This is a genomic window from Lactobacillus sp. Sy-1 (assembly GCF_019303535.1).
Classification (GTDB): domain Bacteria; phylum Bacillota; class Bacilli; order Lactobacillales; family Lactobacillaceae; genus Nicoliella.
Map to the genome: position 1 here is coordinate 1419912 of NZ_JACCIU010000001.1, position 14545 is coordinate 1434456.

The following is a 14545-nucleotide window of genomic DNA, read 5'->3' on the forward strand; positions in this document are numbered from 1 at the left end:
ATTTTATAATATTTGTAAAACAAATGACACCAAAAGGCACAAAAAAACACCCATTCAGTAAATTAATATTGAATGGATGTGCTTTTAAATTAGTTAATTATTTTTGACGCTTGTATAATCCGAATAGTAATCCAGAAAATGCAAGTGCAGTTAACCCAACTAATGAAGCTTGTTTTGCAACGCTATTTTCACTAGTTTGTGGTAACTTAGCCTTATTGTATCTAGCATTAACACGGTAATGCTTAGATTTGTTTACAGCCTTGAAGTGGTGACCAAATTTAGCTTTAGCACCCTGAACGTGCTTACCATGCTTATTAGCATCCTTATAGCCACTGTATTTCTTGGCAGTCTTCTTTTCTTGAACTTCCTGTTTAGCCTTTTTCTTCTTAGCTTGTTCCTTAGCAAACTTATCCCTTGCACCCTTAATTGAAGTGGTACCACCTGGTTTCTTTTTGCTGGTGGTAGTCTTCTTATTGGACTTGGAACTAGTTGTAGTTCCCTTGTCTGAATCATCACTGGTTACGAGAATCGTCACAGGAGCGTAACTAGCAACCACGCTCCGGGAAGCAGATGATGATGGAGCAGTAGAAGATGAAACCACTGATGAAGATGAAGAAGCAGAGCTAGTTACAACTGAGGCACTGGAACTAGCAACTGAGCTAGCACTCACCAAACTAACCAATACCGTTGTCGAACTAGGCACATAGCTGACTACGTAAGTAGGAGTGGCTACACTACTCGTAGCAGTTGAAGTTGAGGAACTGCTGGTTGATGACGAGGAACTGCTAGTTGATGATGAAGGGGCAGCACTTGGCTTGGTAACGTAAACAGTGTAGGTTGCATTAGATGATCCCAATGTGTATGAACTGGATAGTGCCCCACTGGTTAGTTCATAGCCAGCTGGCACGGCAGCGGATACTGCGGATGAAGCCAGCGAGCTTCCCTGGGTTCCGGTTGCAGTAAATGATCCAACGGTTGCCTTAGTTGCTGAATCAACGTAAACGAAGGTATCAGTAGTCGATTTAGCTTCAGCAGTGACGTATACCTTGTAGCCACTGTTATCACTGCTACCAAATGCTAACGATGTATTTAGATATGCATTGGAAGCGTTGCTTGAGTCATATTCATAGCCGCTTGGTACGTTTAATTTAACGGTACTGGTGTCAACATTGCTATTTGGTTCACCTGAAGTTGAGTAGGCTGAACCCACTTGTGAGCCAGTTGAGGCATCGTAGTAGGTAAATGTATCAGTTACGCTACTGGCTGCAGGAGTGGCATTCTTAACGTAGTGTAATGTCACTGAGACAGAAGTTGAACTTCCGTTAGCATCAGGAGTGACAGTGGTTGCATCAGCACTGGATGTATCTGCAGATGACAAAGTATACCCCTCAATTGAAGTTGGCGCTGCTGAGAAATTGGCACTGTCTGGAGTCCAATTACCATAGCTAGTTACGCTATGGGTTACCGCATCATATGAAGTTGCCGTTCTGGTGAAGTTCACTGCTGATGATGAGGCCGCACTTACGGTACTACCCTTTTCATCAACAAAGTTGACCGTTCTGGTGTAAGTTTGTGATTCAGTGGCACTATCAACCCCACTTGTCCCATCAGAGTATGGCAAGATTTGGTGCTTAAGGTAAACATTGTAACTAGCGTTTGAAGTCCCAAACGAGAAGTTAGAGAATTTACTATCTGCGAATTCATAACCAGCAGGGACTGCGACGCTGTAGGAAGATGCTGGAGAACCACTGACGGTGGCAGAAGATACTTGCGAGTTGTTGTTATCTGCATCGTAGTAGGTAAACGTGTCGGTTACAGAAGAATCAAGGTCATAAGTAAGCGTTACCCCCTGAGCATAGTAAGCACCAGAATCATTATATGAAGCATTAAAGGTTCCGTTAATATAAGAAGATCCAGAATCTGTCGTCGAAGTACTAATATTATCAAAGTTATTATTATTAGCTGAAGCACTAGCAAATTTATATCCAGCAACAGATGGTACAGCAACGGAAAAAGTATTCCCTGGATAAATATTATCCCCAGTTAGATACTGAGAGGTAGGAAGATTATTAGTTAATGAACCACCATTATACTGATAGTTAAACTTTATTGGAGCATTTAATGTATTATAACTAGTTTTAATCAAAAGTGAACTCATACCGGATTCGTTTGAAGATGATATATATTTTGGATTAAGTGCTTTATTATTAACATCAAATGATAAAGATAAAGTTCCCCCGACTGCCAAATTATCTAAATATTCACTAGGTAAATTAAAGAGAATCGCTGATACATTGCTTGTAAAAAGACTAGAACTATTAACTGGATACTGTAAACTACTATCAGAAGTAGAACTAATATAACTAACATAATTACTTAACTGATCATTAGAAATAGAGAGACTATTTTTATTACCGTTATTTGCATCATAGTTGATTGTTAGGTTAGAAATATTACTTAAAACGTCACCTTCAAAATATGAACTACTATTATTAGAGAATGCAATTGCATTTGTAAATGAGTAACTTGAACCATTTGAATTAATAGTTTGAGTTTTAATCGTCAAATATGCGTTATAAGCACTACTTTTATATTGGTTTGTCGAAACAAAGGAAGCATTATATTTCGTATAGCCATCATCATCATTTACGCTAGTAGAAGTAGAAGTAGAAGTAGAACCACCAAAAAGAACAGCAGGAGCACTATCAACCAACGACACATTCGTCGCTTCATTCGAGTTTGGAGTACTATCTAGCCCCATCCGATAATCTAATCCATCCTCAGTTGCGCCTAACTGAGTGGCCGCACTACTTTGGGTGTCAGCATTTGCATTCGTGGAAGTAGAACTCGTTGTAGATTCATCCCCACTCTTGCTATCGTTCGCACTAGTGGTTGAACTGGAATCAGTTGAATTAGCGCTACTTGACGTGGTGGAGTTATCACCACTTGAGGCAGCATCAGTCTTTGAATCTGATCCCGAAGCATTGGAATTCGCGCCTGAAGTATTTGAATCATTACTAGCACTTGCAGAAGTTGTATCACTTGAACTATTAGTACTAGAAGTTGTCGACTTTGAATCCGTAGTAGTTGAAGAATCATTAGCAGCACTAGCTGTCCCAGAGTTAGCAGTGTTTTGCATAGCATTAGTGTCTGAAACAGAAGGTGTCGCACTTTCGGGTTCATTCGTGGCGGCCTTTGCTACCACTTCAGTCCCCACTAAGCTGTGGTTTGCTAGCACTTGCGGTGCCGTCTCAGCAGCTAAGAACGTTAGTGCAGCAGTACCTAAAACCACCCACTGTTTTTTGACCTTATGTAACACTTTTCTTTCTTTTGTTTTCCGATATTTGAACTTATTAACCATCATTTTATATCACGTCCTTTACACAATTAATTGTAATTATTTTTAAAAAAAAGTAAAACTTTATGAACCGCAATCTAATCAAATTAACGATCGATATGTGCCACCAAAGTTTCATAAATTAACATTTATTGGATTAACAAATCATATATTTAGATAATGAGTCCAAATAAAAATGGCCTTCCGAATTAAATCAGAAGGCCACTTTTATTAACTTTAGATTAGTTTACTTTTGCCGTTTATAAAGGCCAAATAGTAATCCAGAAACTGCGATTGCTGCTAGGCCAACTAGTGCGGCCCCCTTAGCGAAATTATTTTCACCAGTTTGTGGTAATTTAGATTCATCATTTTTAAATGAAGCTTTTTGACTCTTTTGAGTGGTTGTAGCAACCCCTGCTTTATCGCTACTTTCAGACTTTGTAGTAGCAGTACTTCCAGTTCCATTGTCATCAGTATCAGTGGTGTCTCCGGTATCATTAGTATCGGTATCATTAGTATCAGTATCACTAGTGTCATCATCGGCACTACTGTCTGCACTGCTGTCAGTGTCATTATCAGTATCGGTATCATTGTCATCTGAAGCAGCCGATGAGTCACTACTACTATCAGAGCTAGAAACTACTGATGCGCTAGAACTACTTTCAGCAGTGCTTGATGCAGATGCACTACTTGCTGCGGAAGAAGCCGTCGAAGATGCGGATGCACTACTTGATGCGGTTGCACTATTTGATACAGAGGAACTAACCACTACATAGGTAGTAGTTGTAGATGAAGCTGGCGTAGTTACATAGGTAGATGCAGCATAGGTTTCATTTGAAGTACTAGTGCTGGTGCTAGTGCTAGTTCCAGCATTAGTTGGTGTGTCCGATTTGTAATAAAGAACAAGACCACTAACACCCGTATTATTCTTTGAACTACTATCTGGCAATGTTCCAAATAATTGTCCGGCCGAAGTTGCAACGTTTCCGCTGACTGCACTGGCACCGCTATAGGTATATCCAGCAAACGAACTAGGGCTAAGTACGAATGAGTTTCCAGGGTAGAAGTTAGAACCAGTTAAGTAACCATTAGTAGCACCACTAACTGAGCTACCACTTGTCGTTGCAAAACTAACTTGAACTGGAACACTAAATGCAGTAGCTGAATATGGGGCTACTGATGTGGATACTGAATATGAGTTAACGGATGATTGAGTAGTAGCATCATCTACAGAGTTTAAGTAACTAGCGTTAAATGCTGAACTTGTACTTGGAAGTTCATACGATACCCTTAGCACATCGCCCTTCTTAAAGTTATAACTTTGAAAGTCAGATGGTAAGCTAAATAGTAATGCAGATGCTGCACTAGATTTACCATCAGAAGCAGCAACTGAAAAGCCGTTAGCAAAGAGCACAAAGCTACTTACAGAGCCACTTGGAACACTATATGAAGTCACTTGGTTATTAACTGAATCATTATAGTAGTAAACCAAGCTTGTCACTTCGCTAGCTGCTGAAGACGTTAATGGTGAATTACCATTACTATCGTTTGCGTAGGTTACAGCAACCGCGTAGTTAAAGCTTGAATTGGAACTTCCTCCATTAGAAGTAGGAACTGAATATGAATAAGTTGATGAAGGTGCGCTTGCCACCGCATGATAGGTGTAACTAGCACTGGATCCAGCTGAGCCGGTTTCACCAAAAGATACAGTTGCATCGTAAGAACTTAAATTAGTGGTTGATACTGATTTGGAATCTGATGAAGGATCAGAGGTAGCACTAGAACTGGAACTAGTTGTTGAGGTGCTACTCCCCTTAGAATCATAAGTGGTAGTGGTAGTACTGGTACTAGTGGTTTTGGTTCCATTTGAAGTTACAGTGGTAGTAGTCGTAGAAACTTCAGCTGAACTAACACTCACGCTTGATGTAACGCTAGTTGCCACCGTTGGAACAGAAGTAGTAACTGAAACGTTATTAGTTGCTGGCAACTTTCCAGCATCATTAGTAGAGACAGATGTTGGGGTACTACTTGAGGTAGTAGCTGCTGGCGCATTAGTTGCTGGCGAAGCCGTATCCGCCTTCGCCACCACCCCAAAGCTAACGCTGTGGTTATCCAATACCTCTGGTGCTGCCCCGGCCGCTAAGAATGCTAACGCAGTCGTGCCCATAATCATCCACTGCTTCTTTACCTTATGTAAAACTTTTTTCGCTTGAGTCTTCCGATATTTATTCTTATTAACTAACATTGACAGTCACATCCTTTTTTAGTTTGGCTAAAGTATAATCAATAAAAATAAAAAAGTAAATCTTTTTATTGTAAAAAATATATGTTTTATATGTAAAATTGATTCGTCAAAATAAATCATTCAAAAAAAACAACAGTCCTCACAAAAGTAAGGACTGTTATTTTAATTTATTATTGTTTGTAATTTGCAATTTCAACTAAGTTATTATCCGGATCCCTTAAATAGATTGATTCAATCGGTCCCATGGCGCCATGCTTGGTTTCTGGGCCTTCAATAATTGGAATTTGTTTTTGCTTCAAAGTCGCAATAACATCCTTGATTGCTGTTTTGGTAATCAAACAGAAGTCGCCCGACCCCGGTGTCGGAACGGCCGCCTTTGGTTCAAACTCATGGTCAGTCTGATGAAGGTTAATCTTCATTGACCCGAACCGTAGTGCCCTTCGATTACCGTTTGCAAATTCAACCACTTCCATTCCCAGAACTTCATGGTAAAATTGACAACTCTTTTCAATATCTTGAACCGTCAAAACAAAGTGATCCACATGGTCAATATTAAACATTTAATTCCCCCTAAATGATATCAAGTGATTGTTTGCTAGTGGGCTTGGGAAATGCTGAATCAAGCAACTGCAAATCATCATTAGTCAACCCAATTTTAGCAGCATCAATATTTTCCTGCATGTGTTGTTCGCTGCTGGTTTGGGGAATCGCAATCGTTTGGCCATCACGAATTGACCACGCTAGCATAATTTGAAAGGGCGTTGCAGAATGCCGATTAGCAACTTCAACCAAGGCCCGTTGCTTAGTGATGTCGAGTCCCCGACTATCAGCTTCATCGACTGGAGCATAAGCAATCAACGGAATCTGGTGATCCCGTTGCCATGGTAATAAGTCATAATCAATCCCCCGCGAACCAATGTTGTACAAGTCTTCGTTAGCAGCCACATTCTGTCCCTCTGGGACTGACCAGAGCGATTGCATATCACTGAGGTCAAAGTTTGAAACGCCCCAGTGCTTAATTTTGCCACTTTGCTGCATTGCTTCCATGTTCGCAACCACTTCAGCAAGTGGAGTCCTGCCCGGCCAATGGTATAAATAAAGATCCAGATAATCAGTCCCTAAGCGTTGCAAACTGTTATCAAGTGCTTTTTCCATCTGCTGACGTTCGGCGTGAAACGGATAAAACTTAGAAATCACGAATAATTGATTTCGGTCAAAATCACTAATCGCATCCCCCACTAAGCGTTCTGAATCTCCCTCACCATATTGTTCAGCAGTATCAATCACCGTTGCTCCATGTTCAATTCCATATTGAAGAGTGGCCTTTTGCTGGGCGTAGGTCTTTTGATCACTACCCATGTGCCAGGTTCCCATCCCAATTGCTGGAATCTGAACCCCATTCCAATCGATTGATTTCATCACTAGTCCCCCTATCGTTGTAATAAAAAAGGACCGCGAATGCGGCCCTTGTCCTAACCAATGACCATTTAAGATCAAGCTAGCTTTAATTATTCACCCTTATCAAATTTAAGGGTTCCGTAACGGGCTTCCCCAAATTGCGTTAACATCAAATTGGTGTTATCAGCACTTTGTTTAAAGTCCGGCACTACATATCCGTATTCTTCGACGTTAATTGCGAAGTTAAAAATTCCCTTAGGATGGTTACAGTCTAATTTAACGAGCTCTGCAACGTAGTCCTCACGACTAATATCATCTTCGTATTCAGCATGAATTCCCTTTGCTAAATTAATAAACTCTTCATTTGCCAGGGTCACGGCGATTCTACTATCAGTGTTTGGCTTTTGTTGGTTGTAGAGCTTGTCCATAAAATCTTCTTCTACTTTTTCAATTACCTTTTCTTTGTACATTAATAATCATTCCTTTACTTATAAATATATTATAACAAGGAATGATTGTGAGGTGCTTAAATATGCTTATCCTTAACCCTTTAATAATAAAATCCGTCAATTTCACAATCAACGGATTCAGTAGTTATTCTAAATTAGCATGGTTTTTTTGCATTTCAGATTCAGTAATTTGATATTGGTGCATGTAAGCTAGGGTAAAGGCATCCCCAAACAGCCACACCGCCTGTTCAAATAGCGATCCCATCGGCTGAACCGTGTTGGTCCGGTTCGTGAACTTTCCCTTCCCTGGTAGCAGGGTCGTGTGATTCACTAGTCGGGCTAAATCGCTATCAGCAGTGGCGGTTAGTAGCCAACCCTGTCCACCCAGTTTGGTTGCCTTTTCGACCAGTGCCACAATCGAGGGCGTACTAGCGGATCCCGATGCGACAATCAATAAATCAGCAGCGGTAAATGCGGGCGCCGTGGTCTCACCCACAACGGTGACCGGCTTGCCCAGTTGACCAAGCCGCATTGCAAACGCTTGAATCGCCAGCCCAGAGCGACCTGCTCCGGCTACGAAAACCCGGTTTGCGGAATGAACTAACGCTAGGGCAGCTGGACTAACGGACACGTCAGCGGATGATAATTCGCCCACTACCGTTTGCCATGAACTAGTTGCCAATTTTACGCACCCTTTTCAATCATGGCCTTGATTTCACGAGCGGCCTGGGTTGGATCATCAACGGTAGCAATCCCACCACCAACGATTAATAGGTCTGGCTTTTCTGCAATAATTTGTTCAGCAGTATCAATCTTAATTCCACCAGCAACAGCAGTCTTTGTGTTCTTAACGTTTTCCTTAATCGTCCGGAACGTTTCGAATGGGGTTTGACCCAATGCTTGTAAATCATAACCAGTATGGGTAGCAATGTAATCAGCGCCCATGGCATCGATTTCACGGGCCCGCTTAGCAACGTCTTGAATTCCAATCATATCAACAAGTAATTCCTTGCCATCCTTGTGGGCTTCTTCAACGGCATCCTTGATGGATTGGTCTTCAGCAGCGGCTAAAATGGTGGTAATATCAGCACCGTACTTAAAGGCTTGGCTCACTTCATAAGATGCCACATCCATGATCTTAACATCAGCTAGTAATGTGATATCTGGGAAGGTTGCACGAATCTTCTTGAGGCCTTCAAGACCAAAGTTAATCACTAACGGGGTCCCGTATTCAAATACGTCGACACTATCCTTAGTCTTTTTGATTAATTCAATTGCGCCATCCACGTCTTCTAAGTCAATTGCTAGTTGTAATTTCATTTGATTAATTCCTCCATTAATTTTGATTTAACATTAGAATATCAGATGAATTACTTACTAACAATTAGTTACTTTTAGGTAACCACCTAGACGTCTGGGTGAAAATTCTTGGTTTGATAAACCGGGTCAATCCTTAGTTGGTCAATTCTTTTTTCGCCCCAATCATACATCATGGTTAGAATTGGAATTAAACTAGCCCCGATTGCAGTGAGTTTATAACTCGCCCGTTTCACCTTGCCCTCACTATAGTCACGTTTTTCGATGATGCTATCTTGAATTAACTCGTTTAATTGATTGGTTAAAACCTTGCGACTCACGTTGGGAATGATTCGGGTGAATTGGTTAAAGTGAATCTCATCTCCATTCCGTAGTTCCCATAGGATGTACATTTTATGCTTACCGCTAAACATCGAAAGCGTGAGCTCCTTAGCGCAGTCAAAGTTCCCAGATTGAATCTTATTGCGGACGTCTTGTCGAATATCAGTTTCCATCTCGTTTTCCCCCTTGGATAACCTATTTTACGCTGAATTAGCTTTTAGTTCATTATCTTTGCCCCGAACCCATGATTAATTATAAGATTAAACCATCAATTAAATTAGGAGGATCCATCATGGCTGAAAGTCAATACATCATTGTTCATAATGCCCATCAGAATAACCTTAAGGACATTAGTTTAAAGATTCATAAGCACGCCATTACCGTTTTTACCGGACTATCAGGAGCTGGAAAATCATCACTAGTGTTCGATACGATCGCCGCTAACTCCAGACGGGAGTTGAACGAAACGTTCCCTAGTTTTACCCAGCAGTACCTGCCTAAATATGGTCAACCCCACGTTGATCGAATTGATAATCTTCCCGTTGCGATTGTCATTCAACAAAAAAAGATTGGGAAGAATCCCCGCTCCACGCTTGCTACATACACGGGAATCTACTCGTTAATGCGGCTGCTCTTTTCCAGAGCCGGCAAACCATGGGTTGGGTATTCGGATACCTTTTCGTTTAACCTCCCCCAAGGAATGTGTCCCAACTGTCAGGGCTTGGGGTACGTAGACGACATTAACCCCGATAAAATTTTGGACTACGATAAGTCGCTGAACGAAGGAGCAATTACCTTTGTTAGCTTTGGTCCCCACACGTGGCGATGGAACCGCTATGCGCACACCGGGTTATTTGATAATGATAAACCAATCAAAGATTACTCAAAGAAAGAGTTAGACTTATTATTGTACGCGCCCCAACAAAAGCTCAAGGACGCCCCCAAGATTTGGCGCAACAGCATTCTCTATGAGGGATTGATTCCTAGAATCAAGCGTTCAATCATTAACAGTGCTGAGGGTAAGCACCACCAAAAGGCCATCCAAGAAGTGGTCGACCACCACGCATGTCCAGTTTGTCATGGAACTAAACTGAGAAAGCCAGTTTTGGAGTGTAAGATTAACGATAAAAACATCGCCGATGTCTTACAGATGGATTTAATTCACGGTTTGGAATTCTTAAAGTCAATTCAAACTCCGTTAGTTCAAGGAATCATTCGGGAACTAGCAACTAAAATTTCATCGTTAATTGACCTCGGGCTCGGCTACTTAACGTTAGACCGAAATACCGAGACCCTATCGGGTGGTGAAACGCAACGAATCAAAATTGCTAAGTTCATGAATAGCTCCCTAGTGGACATGGTCTACATTTTAGATGAACCCAGTGTTGGTTTACATCCAAAGGATATTCAATTGATCAAACGGGCCCTTACCAAGCTACGGGATAATGGCAATACAGTCCTGATCGTTGAACACAATCCTGAGTTAATTCCGATTGCTCAATATGTGGTTGAAATTGGTCCAAAGGCTGGGGCAGATGGTGGTCACATCACTTTTGACGGTTCGTTCGATGAACTTCTAAAGTCAGATACCCTGACCGGTAAATGCCTCCGGGCTAAGTTACAGTTTAACGAACATCCGCGAGAATTCCAAAAGACCCTTGATTTGAACCACGTTTCAATCCATAACCTTAAGGACGTTAGCGTCAAAATTCCACTGGGCGTTGAAACCGTTATTTCAGGAGTTGCTGGTTCTGGTAAAAGTTCTTTGATGCAGGCGGTCAAAGACAAGTTAACCGAACCATACATCGATTTATCTCAAGATGCGGTTGGGGCTAACATTCGGGCCACCCCTGCTACCTACCTGGATATTTTAAATGAAATTCGGAAATTATTTGGGGACGCGAACCACGTTTCGAGGACCCTCTTTAGCTATAACGGAAAGGGGAAGTGCCCCGTTTGTAAGGGAAAGGGCGTTGTAATTACCAACATGGCCTTCATGGATCCGGTCATCCAGACCTGTGAGGCCTGTGGTGGTAAGCGTTACAATGACGAAGCCCTGCAATATAAGTATCAAGACTTAGACATTAGTCAGGTCCTAAACCTTTCAATTGCAAAAGCAATTCCATTCTTTAAGGCCACCCCAAAGATTGAAAAACCACTGATCAATATGCAACGGGTCGGGTTAGACTACCTTTCCCTCGGCCAATCCCTGGATACCTTGTCGGGTGGGGAGCTTCAACGGTTGAAGCTCGCCCTACAATTAAACCAGACCGGCCAAATCTACCTCCTAGATGAACCAACCGCTGGACTCCACATGTTTAACGTAGGCACCATCATTAAGCTATTTAAGGAATTAGTCGCAGCTAATAATACCCTTATCATTGTTGAACACAACATCGAAGTCATCAGTTCTGCAGACTGGTTAATTGACGTGGGACCAAAGGCTGGTCGCTATGGCGGGGAAATCCTATATTCAGGCCGCCCAATTGATTCGATTAAATCCAGAAAATCAGTTACCGGCCAGGCAATGTTGGAGTATAATAAACGGCGCAACTAATTTTTTATAGATAGAAGGAAATATTTTGGATATTCTAATTGGATTAATTCCCGCATTATTATGGGGAATTACCCCCCTGTGGGTTCACTTTATGGGTGGCAAGCCAATCCAACAATTATTGGGGACAACTTACGGTGCCTTAATCGTTGGAATCTTAATCTGGCTAGTTAAAAAGCCAAATGTTACTTTTGAAGACTTCTTTTGGTGTTTCATCGGTGGAGCCTGTTGGTCGTTGGGCCAACTAACCCAGTACAATGCATTTCGTAAGTTAGGGGTTTCCACCACCACCCCAATCGTTACCGGCCTTCAATTAGTCGGAGTCAACATCATTGGGGTATTGTTTTTTGGCAGTTGGGAAAGCAGCGTTGCCAAGGGAATTGGTTTTTCAGCCGTTATTCTAGTGGTCATTGGAGTCGTATTAACCACCAGAACTGGTAACGGTGAAACTGGTGGCAATTCGATTAGCAAGCGGGAGTTCACTAAGAGCCTCATCGAGTTAATCGTTGGTTCTGGAATTGGTTACACCGCTTGTTCCACCTTCCCTAAAATCACCGGAGCTGATGGTTGGACCACCTTCCCGCCCCAATCATTAGGGATGTTTGCGGGCGCAATCATCTTCTCACTATTAATCAAAGACTACCGGGATCAAAAGCCACTATTTAAAAAAGAAACCTTCAGGAACGTTCTTACCGGGTTTAATTCTGGAATTGGGACTGCGGGATACTTAATTTCAATTACCCTTAATGGGGTTTCCACCGGGTTTACCCTTTCTCAAATGTGTGTTGTGGTTTCAACATTTGGGGGACTGGTCATTTTACATGAACATAAGACTGGTAAATCACTTTTATACACCGTCAGTGGAGTTGCAATGGTGTTAATTGGTGGCATTATGACCAGTTTTATTAGATAAGTTGGTAAGGTTGAGGATTTATCCTCAGCCTTTTTTAATCTAATTTTTAATTTTTTCTCAAAAAAGGATTGACTTTTAATTTGATTCCAGCTAAGATAATTACAAATAAACGAGATGCTTTGAGAAAGAAAAGTAATCGTGATGGCGAAAGCAGCGAGCTCCGTTAGGTGAAAGGGAGCATTCATATTCACGATGAAAAATCACTTTCGAGCAATGTGACGAAGATTTAGTAATCTACATTGGGTACGCCCATTACAGCGTTAGCGTATGTTAGTACGTAGTTAGCGACAAGTCCGTCTTTTTAAGGCGGCTTGTAATTAAGGTGGTACCGTGTGTGAGCACCCTTATTCTTTTGAATAGGGGTGTTTTTTTATTGTAATTTAAGGGGGTGGTTCAATTGGAAAGTGACATTAGTCAGATTCAGATTAGTAAATTATTAATTGCTTACGTTAAAACACTTTTGGAGGAATGTAAATATGCAAGAAACAGATTTAAATCCGAATCCGCTAACGCGGAAACAATACTTAACCGTCAGTTCGCTACTGTTCGCACTTTTCTTTGGAGCCGGAAACCTGATTTTCCCAATTCATTTGGGCCAGATGTCAGGAGCTAATTGGGTGGTTGCCACCCTCGGGTTCTTATGTACCGGGGTTGTGCTACCATTACTATCAGTTTTAGCAATCAGCATTACTCGCTCAGAGGGGGTTTACGACATTGGCCGTCCCCTTGGTCCCGCTTTTGCGGTTACCTTCATGGTTTTGATCCATGCTACCATCGGGCCGCTCTTTGGAACCCCCAGAACTGCATCCGTTCCATTCACAGTTGGGGTTGCACCATTTCTCCCAGCTAAGTACGAAACAGTGGGGCTACTAGTATTCTCCGCCGCATTCTTTGGCCTTGCGTTCTTCATTTCATACCGCGAATCATCAATCATGGATAAGGTTGGGAAGGTTTTAAATCCACTCTTCTTGTTAATGTTATTTGCAATCTTCTTTGTGGCCTTCTTAACGCCGATGGGAAATGCCGGATTACAAGCAGTTACCACGCCCTACAAGCAAAACGGATTTTTAAACGGGTTCTTGGAAGGTTACAACACGATGGACGCCCTCGCCGGATTAGCGTTTGGGGTTACCGTTGTTCAAGCCGTTCGGCAACTGGGTAAGACCAAGCCTGGTAGCAATGCCAAGGTCACTGCTAATGCTGGGGTGTTATCCGTTGCCGTTGAAGGACTCATCTACGTAGTCCTCATCTGGTTAGGAGCAACTAGTCTTAACGACTACAAGCTCGGCCCCGATGGTGGTGGAACGTTCGCCCAAATCATGCACCACTACTTTGGGAGTGCTGGTCAAGCCGCATTAGCAGCATTAATCACCCTAACTTGTTTAACCACTGCCGTTGGACTAGTCGCAGCGTTTGCTCAAGATTTCCACAAGCATTTTCCAAAGTTTAGTTACCATACTTGGTTAACATTTATCTGTTTAGTATCGTTCTTAACCGCTAACTTAGGGTTAGATCAAATCATCCTTTGGTCCACTCCAATGTTAATGTTCCTATACCCATTCTCAATGGTCCTAATCTTACTTTCCGTTACTTCACCACTCTTCAAGCGCGACCCCGTTGTTTACGGAATGGTCGTATTGTTCACCGTTGTTCCCGCCATATTCGATATGTTAGCTGCATTCCCACCAGTCGTTAGTCAAAGTGGGTTTGCCCTTGCGGTTGCAAAGTTCCAACACAGTGTGTTACCATTTGCCAACGTTGGAATGGACTGGGTGGTTCCAGCACTAGTCGGTGCCGTTATCGGAGTTGTATGGCATCTTGTGCGGGTTAGACGAGGCGTTTCTGCCCTAGCTAATGATTAATTAGCGCTTCGCTCAATCAGGTTCATCACATAAATTCACGACATAGTTTCACCACATAGCTTCAAGCACCATCCCATATCATAGCTTCACCTTCACATAGTCTTAATCACATATTAATCCATCAAATCAATTAACTTAATAACAATCAA

The 14545-nt window shown here is 42.0% G+C and carries 11 protein-coding genes and 1 other annotated feature; of the genes, 3 read left to right on the top strand and 8 right to left on the bottom strand.

The window, feature by feature from the left end:
• Window positions 1–97: 97 nt before the first annotated feature.
• From HZL42_RS06040 to HZL42_RS06075, 8 genes are all read right to left on the bottom strand, one after another.
• Window positions 98–3364: a hypothetical protein gene (locus HZL42_RS06040; protein ID WP_219282687.1), complete on the bottom strand. Its 3267-nt coding sequence runs from the start codon at window positions 3362–3364 to the stop codon at window positions 98–100.
• Window positions 3365–3584: 220 nt separating this feature from the next.
• Window positions 3585–5582 (bottom strand): LPXTG cell wall anchor domain-containing protein, encoded by a 1998-nt coding sequence (locus HZL42_RS06045; RefSeq protein WP_219282688.1) that lies wholly within the window; start codon window positions 5580–5582, stop codon window positions 3585–3587.
• A 170-nt stretch (window positions 5583–5752) separates the two neighbouring features.
• Complete coding sequence (locus HZL42_RS06050; RefSeq protein WP_219282689.1) at window positions 5753–6142, bottom strand: VOC family protein; 390 nt, start codon at window positions 6140–6142, stop codon at window positions 5753–5755.
• A 10-nt stretch (window positions 6143–6152) separates the two neighbouring features.
• The gene (locus tag HZL42_RS06055; protein WP_219282690.1) at window positions 6153–7001 is read right to left on the bottom strand and encodes an aldo/keto reductase; all 849 of its coding nucleotides are present in this window, start codon (window positions 6999–7001) and stop codon (window positions 6153–6155) included.
• Window positions 7002–7090: 89 nt separating this feature from the next.
• On the bottom strand, window positions 7091–7450 hold the full coding sequence (locus HZL42_RS06060; protein ID WP_219282691.1) for a hypothetical protein: 360 nt from the start codon (window positions 7448–7450) through the stop codon (window positions 7091–7093).
• Window positions 7451–7574: 124 nt separating this feature from the next.
• Window positions 7575–8111, bottom strand: coding sequence for a 6-phospho-3-hexuloisomerase (gene hxlB / locus HZL42_RS06065; protein ID WP_219282692.1), 537 nt, complete (start codon window positions 8109–8111; stop codon window positions 7575–7577).
• Window positions 8112–8113: 2 nt separating this feature from the next.
• Entirely contained in the window at window positions 8114–8749 is a 636-nt protein-coding gene (hxlA, locus tag HZL42_RS06070; protein WP_219282693.1) for a 3-hexulose-6-phosphate synthase, read from the bottom strand.
• A gap of 86 nt (window positions 8750–8835) precedes the next feature.
• Window positions 8836–9240 carry a helix-turn-helix domain-containing protein gene (locus HZL42_RS06075; RefSeq protein WP_219282694.1) on the bottom strand — a complete coding sequence of 135 codons (405 nt, stop codon included), beginning with the start codon at window positions 9238–9240 and terminating at the stop codon, window positions 8836–8838.
• Window positions 9241–9359: 119 nt separating this feature from the next.
• On the opposite strand from HZL42_RS06075, the gene HZL42_RS06080 reads away from it, so the two are divergent.
• The 3 genes from HZL42_RS06080 to brnQ all read left to right on the top strand — a co-directional run bounded on the left by HZL42_RS06080 (window position 9360) and on the right by brnQ (window position 14396).
• The gene (locus HZL42_RS06080) at window positions 9360–11624 is read left to right on the top strand and encodes an excinuclease ABC subunit UvrA (protein WP_219282695.1); all 2265 of its coding nucleotides are present in this window, start codon (window positions 9360–9362) and stop codon (window positions 11622–11624) included.
• A 25-nt stretch (window positions 11625–11649) separates the two neighbouring features.
• Window positions 11650–12534: a GRP family sugar transporter gene (locus tag HZL42_RS06085; protein WP_219282696.1), complete on the top strand. Its 885-nt coding sequence runs from the start codon at window positions 11650–11652 to the stop codon at window positions 12532–12534.
• Between the two features lie 110 nt (window positions 12535–12644).
• Window positions 12645–12883, top strand: a binding site (T-box leader).
• Between the two features lie 127 nt (window positions 12884–13010).
• Complete coding sequence (brnQ, locus tag HZL42_RS06090; RefSeq protein WP_219282697.1) at window positions 13011–14396, top strand: branched-chain amino acid transport system II carrier protein; 1386 nt, start codon at window positions 13011–13013, stop codon at window positions 14394–14396.
• Window positions 14397–14545 lie beyond the last annotated feature (149 nt).

Excerpts from the sequence above, each read along its gene's own strand:
- HZL42_RS06040 (WP_219282687.1), bottom strand. The coding sequence starts at position 3,364 with ATGATGGTTAATAAGTTCAAATATCGGAAAACAAAAGAAAGAAAAGTG.
- HZL42_RS06045 (WP_219282688.1), bottom strand. The coding sequence starts at position 5,582 with ATGTTAGTTAATAAGAATAAATATCGGAAGACTCAAGCGAAAAAAGTT.
- HZL42_RS06050 (WP_219282689.1), bottom strand. The coding sequence starts at position 6,142 with ATGTTTAATATTGACCATGTGGATCACTTTGTTTTGACGGTTCAAGAT.
- HZL42_RS06055 (WP_219282690.1), bottom strand. The coding sequence starts at position 7,001 with ATGAAATCAATCGATTGGAATGGGGTTCAGATTCCAGCAATTGGGATG.
- HZL42_RS06060 (WP_219282691.1), bottom strand. The coding sequence starts at position 7,450 with ATGTACAAAGAAAAGGTAATTGAAAAAGTAGAAGAAGATTTTATGGAC.
- hxlA (WP_219282693.1), bottom strand. The coding sequence starts at position 8,749 with ATGAAATTACAACTAGCAATTGACTTAGAAGACGTGGATGGCGCAATT.
- HZL42_RS06075 (WP_219282694.1), bottom strand. The coding sequence starts at position 9,240 with ATGGAAACTGATATTCGACAAGACGTCCGCAATAAGATTCAATCTGGG.
- HZL42_RS06080 (WP_219282695.1), top strand. The coding sequence starts at position 9,360 with ATGGCTGAAAGTCAATACATCATTGTTCATAATGCCCATCAGAATAAC.
- brnQ (WP_219282697.1), top strand. The coding sequence starts at position 13,011 with ATGCAAGAAACAGATTTAAATCCGAATCCGCTAACGCGGAAACAATAC.